The 15962-nt window shown below is 62.4% G+C and carries 10 protein-coding genes; 5 read left to right on the top strand and 5 right to left on the bottom strand.

Annotated features, from left to right (window positions below; genetic code table 11):
• Window positions 1-120: 120 nt before the first annotated feature.
• The gene (locus AAAX36_RS03900) at window positions 121-1377 is read right to left on the bottom strand and encodes an Nramp family divalent metal transporter (protein ID WP_349074079.1); all 1257 of its coding nucleotides are present in this window, start codon (window positions 1375-1377) and stop codon (window positions 121-123) included.
• A 361-nt stretch (window positions 1378-1738) separates the two neighbouring features.
• On the opposite strand from AAAX36_RS03900, the gene gltB reads away from it, so the two are divergent.
• The 5 genes from gltB to AAAX36_RS03875 all read left to right on the top strand — a co-directional run bounded on the left by gltB (window position 1739) and on the right by AAAX36_RS03875 (window position 11921).
• Complete coding sequence (gene gltB, locus AAAX36_RS03895) at window positions 1739-6436, top strand: glutamate synthase large subunit (protein ID WP_349074077.1); 4698 nt, start codon at window positions 1739-1741, stop codon at window positions 6434-6436.
• A gap of 5 nt (window positions 6437-6441) precedes the next feature.
• Window positions 6442-7923, top strand: a complete 1482-nt coding sequence (locus AAAX36_RS03890; protein ID WP_260699769.1) for a glutamate synthase subunit beta — start codon at window positions 6442-6444, stop codon at window positions 7921-7923.
• A 353-nt stretch (window positions 7924-8276) separates the two neighbouring features.
• A complete protein-coding gene (locus tag AAAX36_RS03885; RefSeq protein ID WP_349074075.1) occupies window positions 8277-8984 on the top strand; it encodes a hypothetical protein in 708 nt (235 codons plus the stop codon).
• Window positions 8985-9177: 193 nt separating this feature from the next.
• Complete coding sequence (locus AAAX36_RS03880; protein ID WP_349074073.1) at window positions 9178-10254, top strand: hypothetical protein; 1077 nt, start codon at window positions 9178-9180, stop codon at window positions 10252-10254.
• A gap of 296 nt (window positions 10255-10550) precedes the next feature.
• The gene (locus AAAX36_RS03875; protein WP_349074071.1) at window positions 10551-11921 is read left to right on the top strand and encodes an amidohydrolase family protein; all 1371 of its coding nucleotides are present in this window, start codon (window positions 10551-10553) and stop codon (window positions 11919-11921) included.
• A gap of 107 nt (window positions 11922-12028) precedes the next feature.
• On the opposite strand, the gene AAAX36_RS03870 is transcribed toward AAAX36_RS03875, so the two are convergent.
• The 4 genes from AAAX36_RS03870 to AAAX36_RS03855 all read right to left on the bottom strand — a co-directional run bounded on the left by AAAX36_RS03870 (window position 12029) and on the right by AAAX36_RS03855 (window position 15765).
• Window positions 12029-12502 carry a hypothetical protein gene (locus tag AAAX36_RS03870; protein WP_055310332.1) on the bottom strand — a complete coding sequence of 158 codons (474 nt, stop codon included), beginning with the start codon at window positions 12500-12502 and terminating at the stop codon, window positions 12029-12031.
• Between the two features lie 146 nt (window positions 12503-12648).
• Window positions 12649-12921, bottom strand: coding sequence for a metal-sensing transcriptional repressor (locus AAAX36_RS03865; protein ID WP_022094020.1), 273 nt, complete (start codon window positions 12919-12921; stop codon window positions 12649-12651).
• A gap of 135 nt (window positions 12922-13056) precedes the next feature.
• Window positions 13057-13278: a heavy metal-associated domain-containing protein gene (locus AAAX36_RS03860; protein ID WP_260699774.1), complete on the bottom strand. Its 222-nt coding sequence runs from the start codon at window positions 13276-13278 to the stop codon at window positions 13057-13059.
• Window positions 13279-13425: 147 nt separating this feature from the next.
• Entirely contained in the window at window positions 13426-15765 is a 2340-nt protein-coding gene (locus tag AAAX36_RS03855; protein ID WP_349074069.1) for a heavy metal translocating P-type ATPase, read from the bottom strand.
• Between the last annotated feature and the right edge of the window lie 197 nt (window positions 15766-15962).

Genomic DNA, 15962 nt, shown 5'->3' with positions numbered 1-15962 from the left:
CTCTGTCCAAGGGTCCCGGTCGAATTCTCGGCCGGGACCCTTTTGATTTATCTGACGGTTTAAAACGGTCTCACGTGTTACAGATTGAGACGTTATATCTGGACAGTCACGCCATCCCAATTACATCCCCGTTAGCAGCACGATGTCGAGAATCGTCACGATGACGCCGATCCCTACGAGCAGCGCGTTGAGCGGGCGCGAGTTGGCGTATTTGCCCATAACGCGGGGCGAACTGGTGAGTCGTATGAGCACAAAGACCGTAATCGGCAACTGAAGCGACAGCAGCGCCTGACTCCAGATGAGACCCTCAAAAGGATTCGGGACGACCAAGCACGCCGCCGCTGCGCCGACGAAACAAGCCGCCACCCCGATCGAGGAATGTCGGTCGTGGATGTCGTATTCCTCGTCGAACATGCCTGCGGTGATGGTGCCCGCCGCCATGCCCGCCGTCACACTACTCGATATACCCGCAAACAGCAGTGCCACCGCAAAGATGGCCGAGCTTGCCGGGCCCAGAATGGGGGAGAGCATGGCCGCTGCGACGGCGAGGTCGTCTACGACCATGCCGTGCGCAAAGAAGGTCGTTGCGGCCAGGATGACCATGGCCGAGTTGATCGCCCAGCCCACGCCCATCGAAAAGAGCGTGTCGAAGAGCTCGTAGCGCAGACGTTCCTCGATAACCTGCTTGCCTTGGCCTTCGAAGTGCATGGATTGGATGACCTCGGAGTGCAGGAAGAGGTTGTGGGGCATAACGACCGCTCCTAGGACGCTTACGATAATCGCGGCCGAGCCGGTGGGCATACTGGGCGTGATCCAGCTTGCGGCGGCCATCGGCCAGTCGACCTTGAGCAGCGTAAGCTCAGCCAAAAGCGAGAGTCCTACCACGCCTACGAAGGCGATGATCCATCGCTCGGCGCGCTTGTAGGAGCTCGTCATGAGCATCGCCATCGATACTGCCGCCACGATGACGCAGCCCGCGCGCACGGGCAGCCCAAAGAGCATTTGAAGGGCAATCGCGCCACCCAGGACTTCGGCCATGGCGGTGGCGATGGTCGCGAGATAGGCGCTGGCGAGTACTGCGCGTCCCACGATGCGGGGGAGGTAGCGTGTCGTGGCCTCGGCAAGACAGGTGCCCGTGGCGATGCCCAAGTGCGCCGCGTTGTGCTGCAGCACGATGAGCATGATCGTGGACAGCGTGACGATCCACAGCAGCGCGTAGCCAAACTGCGAGCCGGCGGCCATGTTGGAGGCCCAGTTGCCCGGGTCGATAAAGCCGACGGTCACGAGCAACCCGGGGCCGATATGCCGCGCAATGTCTAGGCCTCCGTGACCACCGGTGCGCCGGGAACCAAAGTGTTGTTTGAGATGGTTGAGCATGGTGCACTCCTGCGTGCCGTTTGTTTGACGCCGTAAAGGGTACCCGTTTTAGGCTTAAAGGTTAACCGAGACTAACAAAATTGTTGTATTTGAATAGGATGGGGAAAGGAGTTGCCGAAATGTCTTGATCTGTAACAACTAGGGATGGAAATTGGGTCTTACTGTTACAGATTGAGATGTTTGAAGCGGTGAGCTTACAGGTCGAACTTGGGGCCCTTGTTGCCGTCCTTGAGGTCGGCGGTGTCCACTCGTAGGGTGTGCGTTACGCGATTGTTTCGAAACGGGCGGGAAACACAACGGGCCGGCGATGCACCTAGTATGCCTAGTCAACTGACTGTCTAACACCTAGGGGAGGATCGCGATGCAGGCAGATTCCGCTCAGCAGCAGGGCCTTTATCGCCCCGAATTCGACCGCGATGCATGCGGCATCGGCGCGCTTGCCGATGTCAACGGTGAGCGCCATCACCAGATTCTGGACGACGCGCTGTCCATTCTGGTCAACTTGGAGCACCGCGGCGGTACGGGACTCGAGAAGAACACCGGCGACGGCGCCGGCATCCTGTTCCAGGTTCCGCATCATTTTTTCCGCAAAGAGGCTCAAAAGTGCGGCCAGATTCTGCCGGCAGAGGGCGACTATGGCGTGGCCATGCTGTTCTTCCCGCAGGACGACAAGGGCGTAGAGGATGCCCACCGCGTGTTTGAGGAGGGCTGCGCCGAGGCCGGCGTGCCGCTGCTTTTTTGGCGCGAGGTGCCGGTCGACCCGCACGATTTGGGCGAGACGGTCCGCGCCTGCATGCCCACCATCTTGCAGGCCTTCCTGGGCCGTCCGGACGACACGCCCGCCGGCGATGCCTTCGAGCGTCGTCTGTACGTGTGCCGCCGCACCATCGAGAAGAAGGCCGACGTCGAGTTTGCCCTGCGCGACAAGATCTTCTATGTGTGCTCCATGAGCTCGCGCACCATCGTGTACAAGGGTATGCTGGTCGCCACGCAGATGCGCCGCTTCTTCATCGATCTCAACGACGCCGCCGTCAAGACGGCCGTGGCGCTCGTCCACTCGCGCTACTCCACCAACACCACGCCCAGCTGGGAACGCGCGCACCCCAACCGTTTTATCATCCATAACGGCGAGATCAACACCCTCAAGGGCAACGTCAACTGGATCCGCGCCCGCGAGCCCAACCTGTACAGTCCCGTGCTGCAGCATGATCTTGAGCGCGTGATGCCCATCATCAACCGCGAGGGCTCCGATTCCGCGATTCTGGACAACGTGCTTGAGTTTTTGGTCATGAACGGTCGCCCGCTTACGCGTGCCGCGTCCATGCTGCTGCCTGAGCCGTGGGACCACAACGACAGCCTGAGTGAGGAGCGCCGCGCCTACGACGCTTACCAGTCCATGCTCATGGAGCCGTGGGATGGCCCGGCGGCCATCGCCTTTACCGACGGTCGCACGCTGGGTGCCGCCCTCGACCGTAACGGCCTGCGTCCCGCCCGCTACCATGTGACGCGCGACGGTCGCTTTATGCTGGCAAGCGAGGTGGGCACCATCGAGGTGAGCCCCGAGAACATCCTGACGAGCGGCTGCCTGGGACCGGGCCAGATGCTCGAGGTCGATTTTGCCCGCGGCCGCGTCATCTACAACGACGAGCTGCGCGCCCGTTACGCCAAGGAAAAGCCCTATCGCGACTGGATCGCCGAGGAGACGCTGACCGTCGACGCGCTCGACAAGCCCGTCGCGCCCACGCCCGCCGAGGATACCGAGGTGCCCGCCGCCGTGCGCATGGCCAAGCTCGGGTATCACTGGGATGATGTTGACGAAGTCGTGCGTCCCATGGCCCAGCAGGGCAAGGCGCCGCTCGCCTCGATGGGTATCGATGCGCCGCTGGCCTGCCTGTCCAAGAAGACGCGCTCGTTCTTCGACTACTTCTATCAGCTGTTCGCCCAGGTCACGAACCCGCCGATCGATGCCCTGCGCGAGCATATGGTCACCTCGACCACGCTCTACCTGGGCAACCACGGCAACCTGCTCGAGGATTCCCGCACGGCCTGCCAGCTGGTGCGCTTGGAGCGTCCGCTGCTGAGCGAGGAGGAGTTCGAGCGTATCTGCGCCATCGACCGCGTGGGCTTTAAGACCCGCCGTTTCCGTGCCGTGTACCGCCGCGACGCCGGCGAGGGCGCGCTGCAGGCTGCGCTCAAGCAGCTTGCAGAGGATGTTGAGGCTGCGGTCCGCGACGGCGTGAACATCGTGGTGTTGAGCGATCGCGCCGCTGCGGGTGAGGTGCCCGTGCCGTCGCTGCTCGCCGTGGGCTGCGTGCACAACCACCTGATCCGCGCCGGCGTGCGTACCTTTGCCGACATCGTGGTGGAGTGCGGCGACGCCGTGTCTCCGCACGACTTTGCGGCACTGGTGGGCTACTCCGCGAGCGGCATCTATCCGTACAACGCACATGCGTGCATCCGCGATCTGGCGGCACGCGGCGACCTGGACGTGACGGCCGAGCAGGGCATCGCCAACTACAACAAGGCTGCGACCGCCGGCATCGTTTCCATCATGTCCAAGATGGGCATCTCCACGGTGCAGAGCTACCATTCGGCGCAGATCTTCGAGGCCGTGGGCTTCACTCCGGAGTTTGTCAACGCGTACTTCGCCGGCACGGTGAGCCGTGTGGGCGGTATGGGTGTCGAGGACGTCGAGCGCGAGCAGAATGAGCGCTACGACGCCGCGCTCGCTATCCTTAAGAGCCCGGCTCCCGATCAGCTGCCCACGCTGGGTCTGACCAAGTGGCGCCCGCTCGGCGGCGAGGATCACCTTATCGACCCGCAGACCGTCTATTTGCTGCAGACCGCCTGCCGCGAGGACAGCTACGATACCTTTAAGGAGTACAGCGCCCGCTTGCACCGCACGGGCCGTGCCGTGCGCCTGCGCGACTTGCTCGACTTTGATGCCAGCGGCCGCACTCCGGTGGCGCTCGACGAGGTGGAGCCCGCGCTCAACATCGTCCGCCGCTTTAACACCGGCGCCATGTCATACGGCTCCATCAGCAAAGAGGCACACGAGTGCATGGCCATCGCCATGAACCGCCTGCATGGACGCTCCAACTCGGGCGAGGGCGGCGAGGATCCGCGTCGCGAGACCCCGCTGGCCAACGGCGACTCCAAGAACTCCGCCATCAAGCAGGTGGCAAGCGCGCGCTTTGGCGTGACGAGCCGCTACCTGTGCAGCGCCTTCGAGATTCAGATCAAGATGGCCCAGGGCGCCAAGCCCGGCGAGGGCGGCCACCTGCCCGGCAAGAAGGTCTACCCCTGGATCGCCGAGGTCCGTCAGTCCACGCCCGGCATCGGTCTGATCTCGCCCCCGCCGCACCACGATATTTACTCTATCGAGGACCTGGCAGAGCTGATCTTTGACCTTAAGAACGCCAACCCCGGCGCACGCGTGTCGGTCAAGCTGGTCAGCGAGGCCGGCGTCGGCACCATCGCCACCGGTGTGGCCAAGGGTGCCGCCGACAAGATCTTGATCAGCGGCCACAATGGCGGCTCGGGTGCCGCTGCGCGCGACTCTATCTGGCACGCGGGTCTGCCGCTGGAGCTTGGCCTTGCCGAGGCCCAGCAGACGCTGCTGCAAAACGGCCTGCGCTCACGCGTGGTGCTCGAAGCCGACGGCAAGCTCATGGACGGCACCGATGTCGCCGTCGCCTGCCTGCTGGGTGCCGAGGAGTTTGGCTTTGCGACCATGCCGCTCATCTCCATGGGCTGCCTTATGCAGCGCGACTGCCAGCAGGATACCTGCCCGGCCGGCATCGCCACGCAAAACTGTCGCCTGCGTCGCGGCTTCCGCGGCAAGCCCGAGCACGTCGAGCACTTTATGCTCTTTGTTGCCGAGCAGCTGCGCGAGGTCATGGCGAGCCTGGGCTTCCGCACCGTCGACGAGATGGTCGGCCATCCCGAGTGCTTGCGCCAGATTGAGGTCCCGGGCAACCGCAAGGCCAACCTGCTCGATCTGTCGCCCGTGCTGGCGAGCGCGACCTGCGAGTTCGGTGCCCACATCCCGGGTGCCGACGGTCGTCACTTCCTGCCGCAGATGGCTGCGGACAGCGAGCTCGAAAAGACGCTCGACTCCACGTTGTTTGTGCCCTATACGGCCGATGCCCGTGCGCACCTGCGTCCGATTCGCTTCCGCGCCGATATCGCCAACGTCAACCGCTGCGTGGGCACCATCTTGGGCAACGCGGTGACCAAGGCGCATCCCGAGGGCCTGCCCGCCGGCTCCATCACCATCGATTGCGATGGTTCGGCCGGTCAGAGCTTTGGCGCCTTCCTGCCGCGCGGCATTACGCTCAACGTGTGCGGCGACGCCAACGACTACTTTGGCAAGGGCCTTTCGGGCGGCGAGGTGTCGGTGCGCCCCAACCCGCATGCGACCTACAAGTTCGACGAGAACATCATCGTGGGCAACGTTGCGTTCTTTGGCGCTACGAGTGGCCGCGGCTTCATTAACGGCCTGGCCGGCCAGCGCTTTGGCGTACGCAACTCCGGTGCCACGGTGGTGGTCGAGGGCTGCGGCAACCATGGCTGCGAGTACATGACGGGAGGTCTGGCGCTCATCCTGGGCGAGGTCGGGCAGAACTTCGCCGCCGGCATGACGGGCGGCGTGGCTTACGTCTTTGACCAGTACGGCACGCTCGATGCCCGTGTGAACCACGAGAGCGTTGAGCTTAAAGCCCCGACGGCCGGTGAGCTGGCGCAGATTCGTGCGCTCGTCCAGGAGCACGTGGACGCGACGCAGAGCCCGCGCGGCATTAAGTTGCTCTACAGCTTTGAGACGATGAGCAAGCACTTTGTGAAGGTCATTCCGACCGAGTACGAGCACGTGCTGGCGATTGTCGCCGCCGCCGAGGCCGTCGGCAAGACGCATGAGCAGGCCGAGGAGCTGGCGTTTGACATTGTGACCGGTCGCGCCGACGCCGCCGATGTCGCTCGCTTTGATGTGGCGGGTGGTGTCGCTGGCGCTGTGCCCGCCGCCGCCAGCTCTGTTGCTTCGACCAAGAAGGAGGCGTAAGTGCCATGGGTAAGCCCGGTGCTTTTCTTGATATCGATCGCGTGACCCACGAGCTGCGCCCCGTGGAGGAGCGCAGCCGCGATTTCGATCCGCTGTACGTGGAGCTCGACGACGATGCGCGCCGTGCCCAGGCGAGCCGCTGCATGATGTGCGGTGTGGCGTTTTGTCAGATGGGCGCGAGCTTTGGCAAGGCACGTCCGAGCGGCTGTCCGCTGCACAACCTGATTCCCGAGTGGAACGAGCTGGTGTACCGCGGCCGTTGGGACGAGGCTGCCGAGCGCCTGTCACTCACCTCGCCCATGCCCGAGTTCACGAGTCGCGTGTGCCCGGCGCTGTGCGAGGCCGCATGCAACCTGGGCTCGGTCGATGGCCAGCCCACGACGATTCATGACAACGAGCGCGCGATCAGCGACCATGAGTGGGCCAACGGCGGTCCGCACCGCTTTGAGCCGGCAGGGGAGGGTGCACCCACGGTTGCCGTGGTGGGTTCCGGTCCCGCTGGTCTGGTGGCAGCATGGGAGCTTGCGCGTCGTGGCGCCCGCGTGACGGTGTTTGAGCGCGACGACCGCCCGGGCGGTCTGCTCATGTACGGCATTCCCAACATGAAGCTCGAGAAGTCCGTGGTCGAGCGTCGCGTGGCGCTCATGCGCGAGCTGGGCATTGTGTTCGAGCTGAGTGCCGACGTGAGCGATTCCAAGGTTACCGCCAAGCTCGACGACTTTGACGCCGTCGTGGTGGCTGCCGGCGCCCGTGCTCCGCGTGGGCTTTCGGCTGCGAACATTGATGCCCCGGGCGTGGTGTATGCCGTGGACTACCTGGCGGCTTCGATCGTCTCGGTGCTCGATGGCGGCGAGCCCGCGGTGAACGCGCGCGGCCTGGACGTTGTGGTCATTGGCGGCGGCGATACCGGTAACGACTGCGTGGGCACCGCGGTACGTCAGGGTGCGCGCAGCGTGCGCCAGTTTGAGTTCTTGCCGGCGGCGCCTGATGCGCGCGCGGCGAGCAACCCCTGGCCGCAGTGGCCCAACGTGAAGAAGACCGATTATGGCCAGCAGGAGGCCATCGCTGCCATGGGCGGCGAGATGCGCGCTTGGGGTGTGGATACGCTCGAGGTACTGTTGGACAAGAAGGGCGCGGCCGCGGGCCTGCGTGTGGTCGATCTGGATTGGTCGGCTGGCAAGCCCGAGCGCATCGCGGGCTCCGAGCACGAGGTGCCGGCCCAGCTGGTGCTCATCGCCTGCGGCTTTACGGGTCCCGAGCATGGCGTGTTCGACGCCGTTGGCGTGCCTGTTGCCACCGCTGGTCGTCCGCTGCCGGTGATGGCTGCCGAGGGCTCGCACCTTGCGGCCCGTGTCGACGGCGTCGCCGCGGGCGCCACACCGGTATACGTGGCCGGCGATGCTCGCAATGGCAGTTCGCTCGTGGTAAGCGCCATGGCCGACGCCCTGGCCTGCGCTGCCGAAGTCGCCGAGGCGCTGGAGCTGTAAAGTAGTCATTTAAGAACGTCCCCAATGACTAGTCATTTTTTGTCTAGTCGTTGGGGACACTCTTTGCGAGCGATTTGCTCGTTTGTCGACGTACGGGTGTTTATTTGTCGACTTCTTGGGCTGTGGTCACCTGTTGTTTCTGTGGTGGCTGTGGGTATCTGGCTCAAAAGGGCGGGTTGGCCGTCTATGTTTACCTGCGGTTTTGTTGCAGTGCGCATTTTCGGTCAAGCTTTTCGTCAAGTGTTTGGTCAGCATCTGGTTTGCAGCCGGAGGCCTATTTTGCCCGCGCTGGTCGTGGCCGACCACCCTCCTCGTAAGCTCAAATTGAGGTCTATCAGTTTGAGGAGGATGCCATGACTGACCACGCTTTAGACCGAGCGCAGCTAGCCGAAGCCGTCGGCAACGATATTGCCGACATAGCCCATTTTTGGATGCTGCGGAAGTTCCAGTTTTTGGAGCCGGCGCGCGAACAGTTCGAGATCATTGTCGACCCGTGGCTCAGCTATTGCACCGAGCCTTCGCAAAACGAAATCATGGCCTACAACATGGCGTTTACCGATTGGCTGCTCTTCGAGCGCTCCTATCGCCATGGCAAGACGCTGCTCGAGCTGTATGTTGACGAGCCGCCGGCATCGCTTTCGCCTGCCTCGCTCAAGCGGCTCGAGCAGGTACGCGACACGCAGTATTTCTCGCGCTTTGGCATTTTGGACAAGGATCCTGCGAACGGCATAGTTGCGCTGAAGGATACGCGCACCGACCGTCGCTTTGATGTCTACGACCCGCATATCGTGCAAAAGGAGCATTGGAGCGACGGCGCGATTGCGGTGCGCCTCGCTTGCGTCGACGATGTCTGGCTGACGGCGGGACAGCTCTATCTGTACGACATCGCGCGCCTGAGTGACACGGCAGTCGATGGGCCGGGTGCGGTGCATCCGGAGGACCTGCAGGATGGCTTTGACACCTCGTACATCAGCTTCTTTTTGCGCCTGGTCCGCGACATCATGGGCGCCCAGGGGCGCTACGTAAAGTCCCTCAACATCTACGAACAAGAATGGGAGTAGGGGATGTGACTGGTGTCGCCCTACAGCCCTGGCTTTGTCTCAATCTGTAACGTTTAGCGGCTGTTTGAGCCCGTAACTGTTACAGATTGAGACGGAAGGTTGGCGGCTGTCGAAAGATCTTGTTCTGTAACAACTAGAGGCTCAAAGACTGTCTTCCTGTTACAGATCAAGACATTTGTCAGCGGAGGCAACGGTGACGATGGTCCATTTGTCTGACGTGGTGGTGACGAAAGTGTCTAATACCGTTCTCAAACACAAACATGCGACTCGCAACACGTTGGCGCGGAATAGAATGCTCGCGCGGCTCACGGAGACGGCCAAGCAAGGTGCGCTGCTCGCAACGCATGACAATACCGAGCTCATGTGGCTGCGACGCCATGTTGGAACCGACGATATCGCGGAGCCCGAGCCGTACCTGTTCTGTTTTCAGCATGATTGGGATGCATTGACGCCGGCGGAGCGAGCGCTGAGGACTATCAAAGGGCTTGCGGAATTTCATCCCGATTGGGCGTTTTGGGGCTATGACGCGGCGCTTTTGTGGGGTCTGGAGGTGCCGAATGATCTGCTCGGGCCGCGCTTTCTTGTTAAGACGGGTTGTTCGGTGACGTTGAGCGGCGGGTGCAGGTTGTTGCGTCCGCAGATGGCGGGCGCGCTCGAGCGTGTTGATGGCGTGCGGGTGACGTCGTTTTGGCGCACGGTGGAGGATTGCTTACTGCGTGCGCCGTTCTCCTACGGGTTGGCGATTGCCGATTCTGCACTGCGGGCGAAAGGCGTATCACGTTGGGATTTGTGCGAGCGCCTCCGCGCCGATTGCGAGGGCAGGCGAGGGTATCGCAGGGCACAGGTGATTGCGTCGTATGCGGACGGGCTGTCCGAAAACGGCGGCGAGTCTCGGTTCCGAGCGTTCTTTATTGCGTACGGCTTTCCAGTTCCGGAGCTGCAGGTGGAGTTTCGCGACCCGCTCGATTCGAGCCAGGTGTTTCGCGTCGACTATTTTTGGCGGCTCGAGAACGGGACGTGTGTCATCGGCGAGCTCGACGGGAAGGGAAAGTATACCCTGCAGGATGGTGGGGATCGGGGGTCGGTCGACCCATTCGTGGCAGAACGTCAGCGAGAGTCTCATCTGACGATGCTCGGGCACAAGGTGCTTCGGTTTACGTTTGATGAACTCAAGAACCCGGGGAAGCTGGCTGAAAAGATGAGACTGGCGGGAATTCAACAGCGGGCCGATCTGGCTGAGGAATGGAGACGCCAGTGGTATGGGCGCTGAGAGGTTTTGTCTCGATCTGTAACGTTTAGAAGTTGTTTGAGTTCGTAATTGTTACAGATCGAGACAAACCGGTGAAACGTCGACCGAATGTCTTGATCTGTAACATCAAGGGGCCCAATAACCCTGTACCTGTTACAGATCGAGACATTCCCCTGATGTTGCTGGGGTGGGGCTGCAACGTATTCCGTCCCCCCACATCCCCTCTTCCCTCCGTTAACCGATATGTCCGCAGCAATCCTGCCGCGCTGGATAATAATGGACAGATGTTCAAGTTTTCTGAGGGGGAGGAGCTCGATATGGCGTCTGCCGATCGTTCCACGTTGTTTATCAATGCGACCGTCCTGGATGGCTCGAAACATATGGAGCCGCAGCCCGATATGGCCGTGGCCGTTGAGCGCGGTGTCATCACGTGGATGGGGCCGAGTGCTGTGGCGCAGGCGCCTGCGGGTGCCGAGGTTATCGACCTGGCAGGTGCGTATCTCATGCCAGGCCTCATCAATATGCATGTGCATCTGTGCGGTTCGGGCAAGCCGGTTTCGGCGGGCGATGCGGGCGCGCTGATGAAGAAGCTCGATAATCCCGTGGGGCGCGCCATCGTGCGCCATATTCTTAAGGGCAGCGCCCAACAACAACTGGCAAGTGGCGTGACCACGGTGCGCGGCGCGGGCGACCCGCTGTTTGCCGATCTTGCCGTGCGCGATGCTATCGATGCCGGCAAGTATCAAGGTCCTCGCCTGGTGGCGCCGGGAACGGGTGTCACGGTGCCGGGCGGCCATGGTGCGGGTTTGTTCGCCCAGGTGGCCAACAGTCCCGCCGAGGCAGCCGAACAGGTGCGCGACCTGTATGCGCGCGGTGCCGACGTCATCAAGCTGTTCGTGACGGGCGGCGTGTTCGACGCTACCGAGGTGGGCGAGCCGGGTGTGCTGCGTATGCCGGTCGAGGTTGCCGCGGCGGCGTGCAAGGCGGCGCACGAGGTGGGCCTGCCGGTTATGGCTCATGTCGAGAGCACCGAAGGCGTGAAGGCCGCGCTTGAGGCCGGCGTCGATACGATCGAGCACGGTGCCCCGATGACTCCCGAGATCTTGGAACTGTACCGCGGCGCCGCGGGCACGCAGCTCGAGGGGCGTGCGCCCAGCGTTACCTGCACTATCAGCCCGGCGCTGCCGTTTGTATTGCTCGACCCGGAAAAGACCCATTCGACCGATACACAAAAGAAGAACGGTGACATCGTGTGCTCGGGCATCATCGAGAGCGCCCGTGCCGCACTGGAAGCTGGCGTTAAGGTGGGCCTTGGCACGGACTCGAGCTGCCCGTTCGTGACGCAGTACGACATGTGGCGTGAGGTGGCCTATTTTGCCAAGTATGTCGGCGTGGGCAACGCTTTCGCGCTGCATACGGCCACGCAGGTCAATGCCGAGCTGCTGGGGCTGGGCGGCGAGACCGGCACAATCGAGTGCGGCAAGGCCGCCGATATTCTGGTGACGCGCGAGAACCCGCTCGATGACCTGTGCGCACTGCGTGATCCGACGCACGTGATGTGTCGCGGTGATCTGGTGCGCAAGCTCAAGGTGAAGCGTATTCCCGAGGTGGACGCCGAGCTCGACGCGATTATGGCCATGCCTGCCGAGGCGTTGGCCGAGGAGCTTGCCCGCGATGGCGTGGCGTAAGCGCGCGATATGGCGATGCGACAAAGGGACAATCCTTTTGTCATAATCAGAAAAAGCCGAGGTCCCAGTGCGAGGCCTCGGCTTTTATTTGTCCCATAGTATGGCAGCTATGAGCGCGTCTCCATCTTGGCATGGCACTTGGGGCAGGTGACGCGGATCTTGCCTTTGCCCTTGGGAACGGAGAGCATCTGGCCGCAGTTGGGGCACTTAAGATAGGCCGTGGTCTTGCGGCCCTTCCACATCTTCTTGGCTGTGCGCTTGGCACGTTCAAAGTCTTCCTTGCTAGTACCGGCTGCGCGCGAGGCGTTGGCCGCTGCAGCTCCGCCGCCCAAGCTAGCTACAAACTTGCCCAAGCCGGGTACGTTTGCAGTCGCGGCGACAAAGGCCTCGTTCTCCTTGTGACGTGCGTCGATATTTTTGGACAGGCCGCGCAGCACGCCAATCACGATTACGGCGATGGCAATCCAGCTGAGCCACTGGATGCGGGCTATCGATCCGATCATCGCGATGACGATGCCGGCAAAACCCATCACGATGGTGAGTTCATCGGCACCATTGCGACCCTTCATAAAGTCATTCATGCAAATTGCCTTTCGTTCGATATGCTGCACGCCTTTATACCCGATTTAGAGCAAGGGGGACAGGTTAATCTGCACCAATGTGGTGCAAACATACCTGTCCCCGGAATACCAAGACGGTGCAAAGAAATCTGTCCCCAATGCCCCTATTACTTGGAGAGCTTGTCGACGACGCGTTCGATTTCGGCGAGCTTGGCGGCTTTGAGGTCTTCGTCGCCCGATTCGATTGCCGAAGTCACGCAGCCCTCGATATGCGCCTTGAGCACGTCGGCGTTAATGCGCGCGAGGAGCGCCTGCGTTGCCATGAGCTGCGTGGAAATATCGACGCAGTAACGGTCCTCCTCGACCATCCGCAAGATGCCGTCGATCTGGCCGCGTGCCGTCTTGAGCATGCGGGTCACCGATTTATGGTCTGCCATCATGTCGGGTCCTCGTTTCTGGTCGATCTTCCGGATGTCCCCGTCAGTTGCGGTGAAATACGGACCGTTTAAAGGCCTAGGGCGGCACAACAGTCCGTATTTCACCGCAACTTCTGAGGATTCAGTAGGCAGCGACTGCTATGCGGCGGTCACCGAAAGGGCGTGGAACTTCTCGCCGGCGCCCTCGACAGCGGCGGTGAGCTGCTCGACGGTCACGGTGTCGGCGCACTCCACCTGGACGGTCTGGGTCTCGTGATCGGCGTCGGCGTCGGTCACGCCGGCCACGTTGAGCAACGCCGTCTCGACGGTGGCGTCGCAATGGCCGCACATGAGGCCGGAAGTCTTGATTGTGTAACGCATGGGTATTCCTCCCTGTTGTGTCGGCTTTCCCAGGCACCCGACCTTGACCTTCAAGCCGTCGCTCGCGTACCAAAGTGCGCGTCGCTCCTCTTTCGGGTCAATCTCGGGCGTCTGGAAAACCCGTTCTAGATGGACTTAATGGTGAGCCTATTTTGCCACTTTTGGCTTAAAGGATTTTAAGCGCAGCGCATTGCTTACGACGCAGACACTCGACAGGCTCATGGCCGCGGCGCCAAACATCGGCGAGAGCTGCCAACCGGTGAGGGGGAAGAACACGCCCGCCGCCAGCGGAATGCCGATGCCGTTGTAGAACAGCGCCCAGAACAGGTCCTGCTTGATGTTGCGAATTGTGGCGCGCGACAGCTCGATGGCACGGGCGACGTCCATGAGGTCGCTGCGCATGAGTACCACGTCGGCGCCCTCCTTGGCGATGTCTGCGCCGGTGCCGATAGCAAGGCCCACGTCGGCGCGCGCCAGGGCGGGGGAGTCATTGATACCGTCGCCCACCATGGCGACCTTGCTGCCCGCATCCTGCAGCTCGCGTACGTGGTGCTCCTTGTCGGCGGGGAGGACGTCGGCGATGACCTGTTCGCTGCTCAGCCCCACGCGGCGGGCGATTGCTTCGGCGGTGACTCGGTTGTCGCCGGTGAGCATGCGCACGTCGACGCCAAGCGAGCGCAGTGCGGCGATGGCTCCGGCACTCGTTTCCTTGACCTCGTCAGCCACGGCAATGGTGCCGGCGAGCTCGCCGTTCTTGGCAAAGAACAGCGGCGTCTTGCCCTCGGCGGCGAACTGTTCGGCAAGACCCGCGGGCACCTTCGCGCCCAGCTCGTTCATCAGGCGCATATTGCCGGCGGCAATGGCGTTTTGCCCCTCGCGCGCCGTAACGCCTCGCCCGGGCACGGCGGCAAAGTCCTCGACGGCGCGCGCGACAATCCCTCGCGTCTCGCACTCGGCCATAATCGCCTCGGCCAGCGGGTGTTCGCTTGAGCGCTCCAGCGCGGCGGCCAGCTTGAGTAGCGCCTTTTCGCTCATGGCGGGCGATCCGTCGGCGCGCGTGGCTACCACGATATCGGTCACGGCAGGCTTGCCGCGAGTGACCGTTCCCGTCTTATCGAGCACCACGGTGCCCACGCTGCGCAGATTCTCCAGCGCCTCGGCGCTCTTGAACAGAATGCCCATCTCGGCGCCCTTGCCGGTGCCGACCATAATAGCGACGGGCGTGGCCAGACCCAATGCGCACGGACAGCTGATCACCAGCACAGCGACGGCGGAGGTGAGCGCTTCGTTCACGCTACCGGTCAGTGCCATCCACGCCACGAAGGTCATGGCCGAGATCACGAATACCACGGGCACGAACACGCCGGCGACCTTGTCGGCCATGCGGGCGATGGGCGCCTTGGTGGCGTTGGCGTCCTCGACGAGCTGGATAATCTTGGCGAGCGACGTGTCGGCGCCCACGCGTGTGGCACGGAAGGCAAACGAGCCGGTGCGGTTGACAGTGGCGGCGTTGACGGTGTCGCCGGCGGTCTTTTCCACGGGGATGGACTCGCCGGTGAGCGCGCTCTCGTCCACGGCCGAGCTGCCCTCGAGCACCACGCCATCGACGGGGATGGACTCGCCGGGGCGCACACGCAGCACCTGGCCGGGCAGAATGGCATCGACGTCGACGGTGGCCTCGCTGCCGTCCTCTGCCACGACGGTCGCGGTCTTGGGTGCTAAGTCGATGAGCGCCTCGATAGCGCCGCCGGTCTTGGACTTGCTGCGCGTCTCGAGGTATTTGCCCACGGTGACGAGCGACAGGATGGTGCCAGCGCTCTCAAAATACAGGTTGTCCATGCTCGTCATCATGGCCTCGTGCACCTGACCTGCGGCTAGCTGGTCGGCCATGATGAACATGGCGTAGAGCGACCAGGCGATGGAGGCGGTGGCGCCCACGGCAATAAGGGCGTCCATGGTGGGCGCGCCGTGCGCGAGCGATTTAAACCCGTTGATAAAGTACGCGTCGTTGACGTAGACGATGGGAATGAGCAGGACGAGCTCGGTGAGCGCGAGCGTCATGCTGTGGGTGTGGTCGGTGAAGATGCCGGGCAGCGGCCAGCCTAGCATGTGCCCCATGCCTATGTAGAACAGTGGGATGAGGAATACGATCGAGACGATGAGGCGGGTGCGCATGGCAGAGGCGGCGGCCTCCAACTTTTTGGTCGGTGACTCCATATGGGCGGCGCCGGACCTGGCTTGCGCACTTCCGCTTTGGACAGCGTCGGTGCCCGTGCTGATGGGTGAGGCCGAGTAGCCCGCGCGGTCGACAGCGGTGCAGATGTCGTCGGGGGAGACCTGCGCAGGGTCGTAGTCCACCAGCATAGAGCCGGCGAGCAGATTGACCGCGACGCTTTGGACGCCGTCGAGCTTGCTCACGGCACGGTCCACGTGCGCTTGGCACGCGGCGCACGTCATACCGCCCACGTCAAACTTATCCTGAGCCATGGCTTCTCCTTTCTGTAATTTGGTGTTGGAATTGTTAACCTGCTGATACTATACACCCATACCCCCTGGGGGTATACAGTGGAGATTGAAATGTATGCCATTCTGTTATTGGCCGAGGTGATAGCCAGGTCGGCGGACCGTAGCCGGTCTAATGTCTCAATCTGTAACAACTAGACCCGTTTTTGTCGAGTAACTGT

The sequence above is a fragment of the Collinsella sp. CLA-ER-H10 genome, from assembly GCF_040092475.1.
Taxonomy (GTDB): domain Bacteria; phylum Actinomycetota; class Coriobacteriia; order Coriobacteriales; family Coriobacteriaceae; genus Collinsella.
This window is presented reverse-complemented; position numbering and strand designations above follow the sequence as displayed.

Bases quoted from the DNA above. Each gene is read 5' to 3' on its own strand.
- AAAX36_RS03865 (WP_022094020.1), bottom strand. From the start codon at position 12,921: ATGATGGCAGACCATAAATCGGTGACCCGCATGCTCAAGACGGCACGC.
- AAAX36_RS03900 (WP_349074079.1), bottom strand. From the start codon at position 1,377: ATGCTCAACCATCTCAAACAACACTTTGGTTCCCGGCGCACCGGTGGT.
- AAAX36_RS03875 (WP_349074071.1), top strand. From the start codon at position 10,551: ATGGCGTCTGCCGATCGTTCCACGTTGTTTATCAATGCGACCGTCCTG.
- AAAX36_RS03870 (WP_055310332.1), bottom strand. From the start codon at position 12,502: ATGAATGACTTTATGAAGGGTCGCAATGGTGCCGATGAACTCACCATC.
- gltB (WP_349074077.1), top strand. From the start codon at position 1,739: ATGCAGGCAGATTCCGCTCAGCAGCAGGGCCTTTATCGCCCCGAATTC.
- AAAX36_RS03860 (WP_260699774.1), bottom strand. From the start codon at position 13,278: ATGCGTTACACAATCAAGACTTCCGGCCTCATGTGCGGCCATTGCGAC.
- AAAX36_RS03890 (WP_260699769.1), top strand. From the start codon at position 6,442: ATGGGTAAGCCCGGTGCTTTTCTTGATATCGATCGCGTGACCCACGAG.
- AAAX36_RS03885 (WP_349074075.1), top strand. From the start codon at position 8,277: ATGACTGACCACGCTTTAGACCGAGCGCAGCTAGCCGAAGCCGTCGGC.
- AAAX36_RS03855 (WP_349074069.1), bottom strand. From the start codon at position 15,765: ATGGCTCAGGATAAGTTTGACGTGGGCGGTATGACGTGCGCCGCGTGC.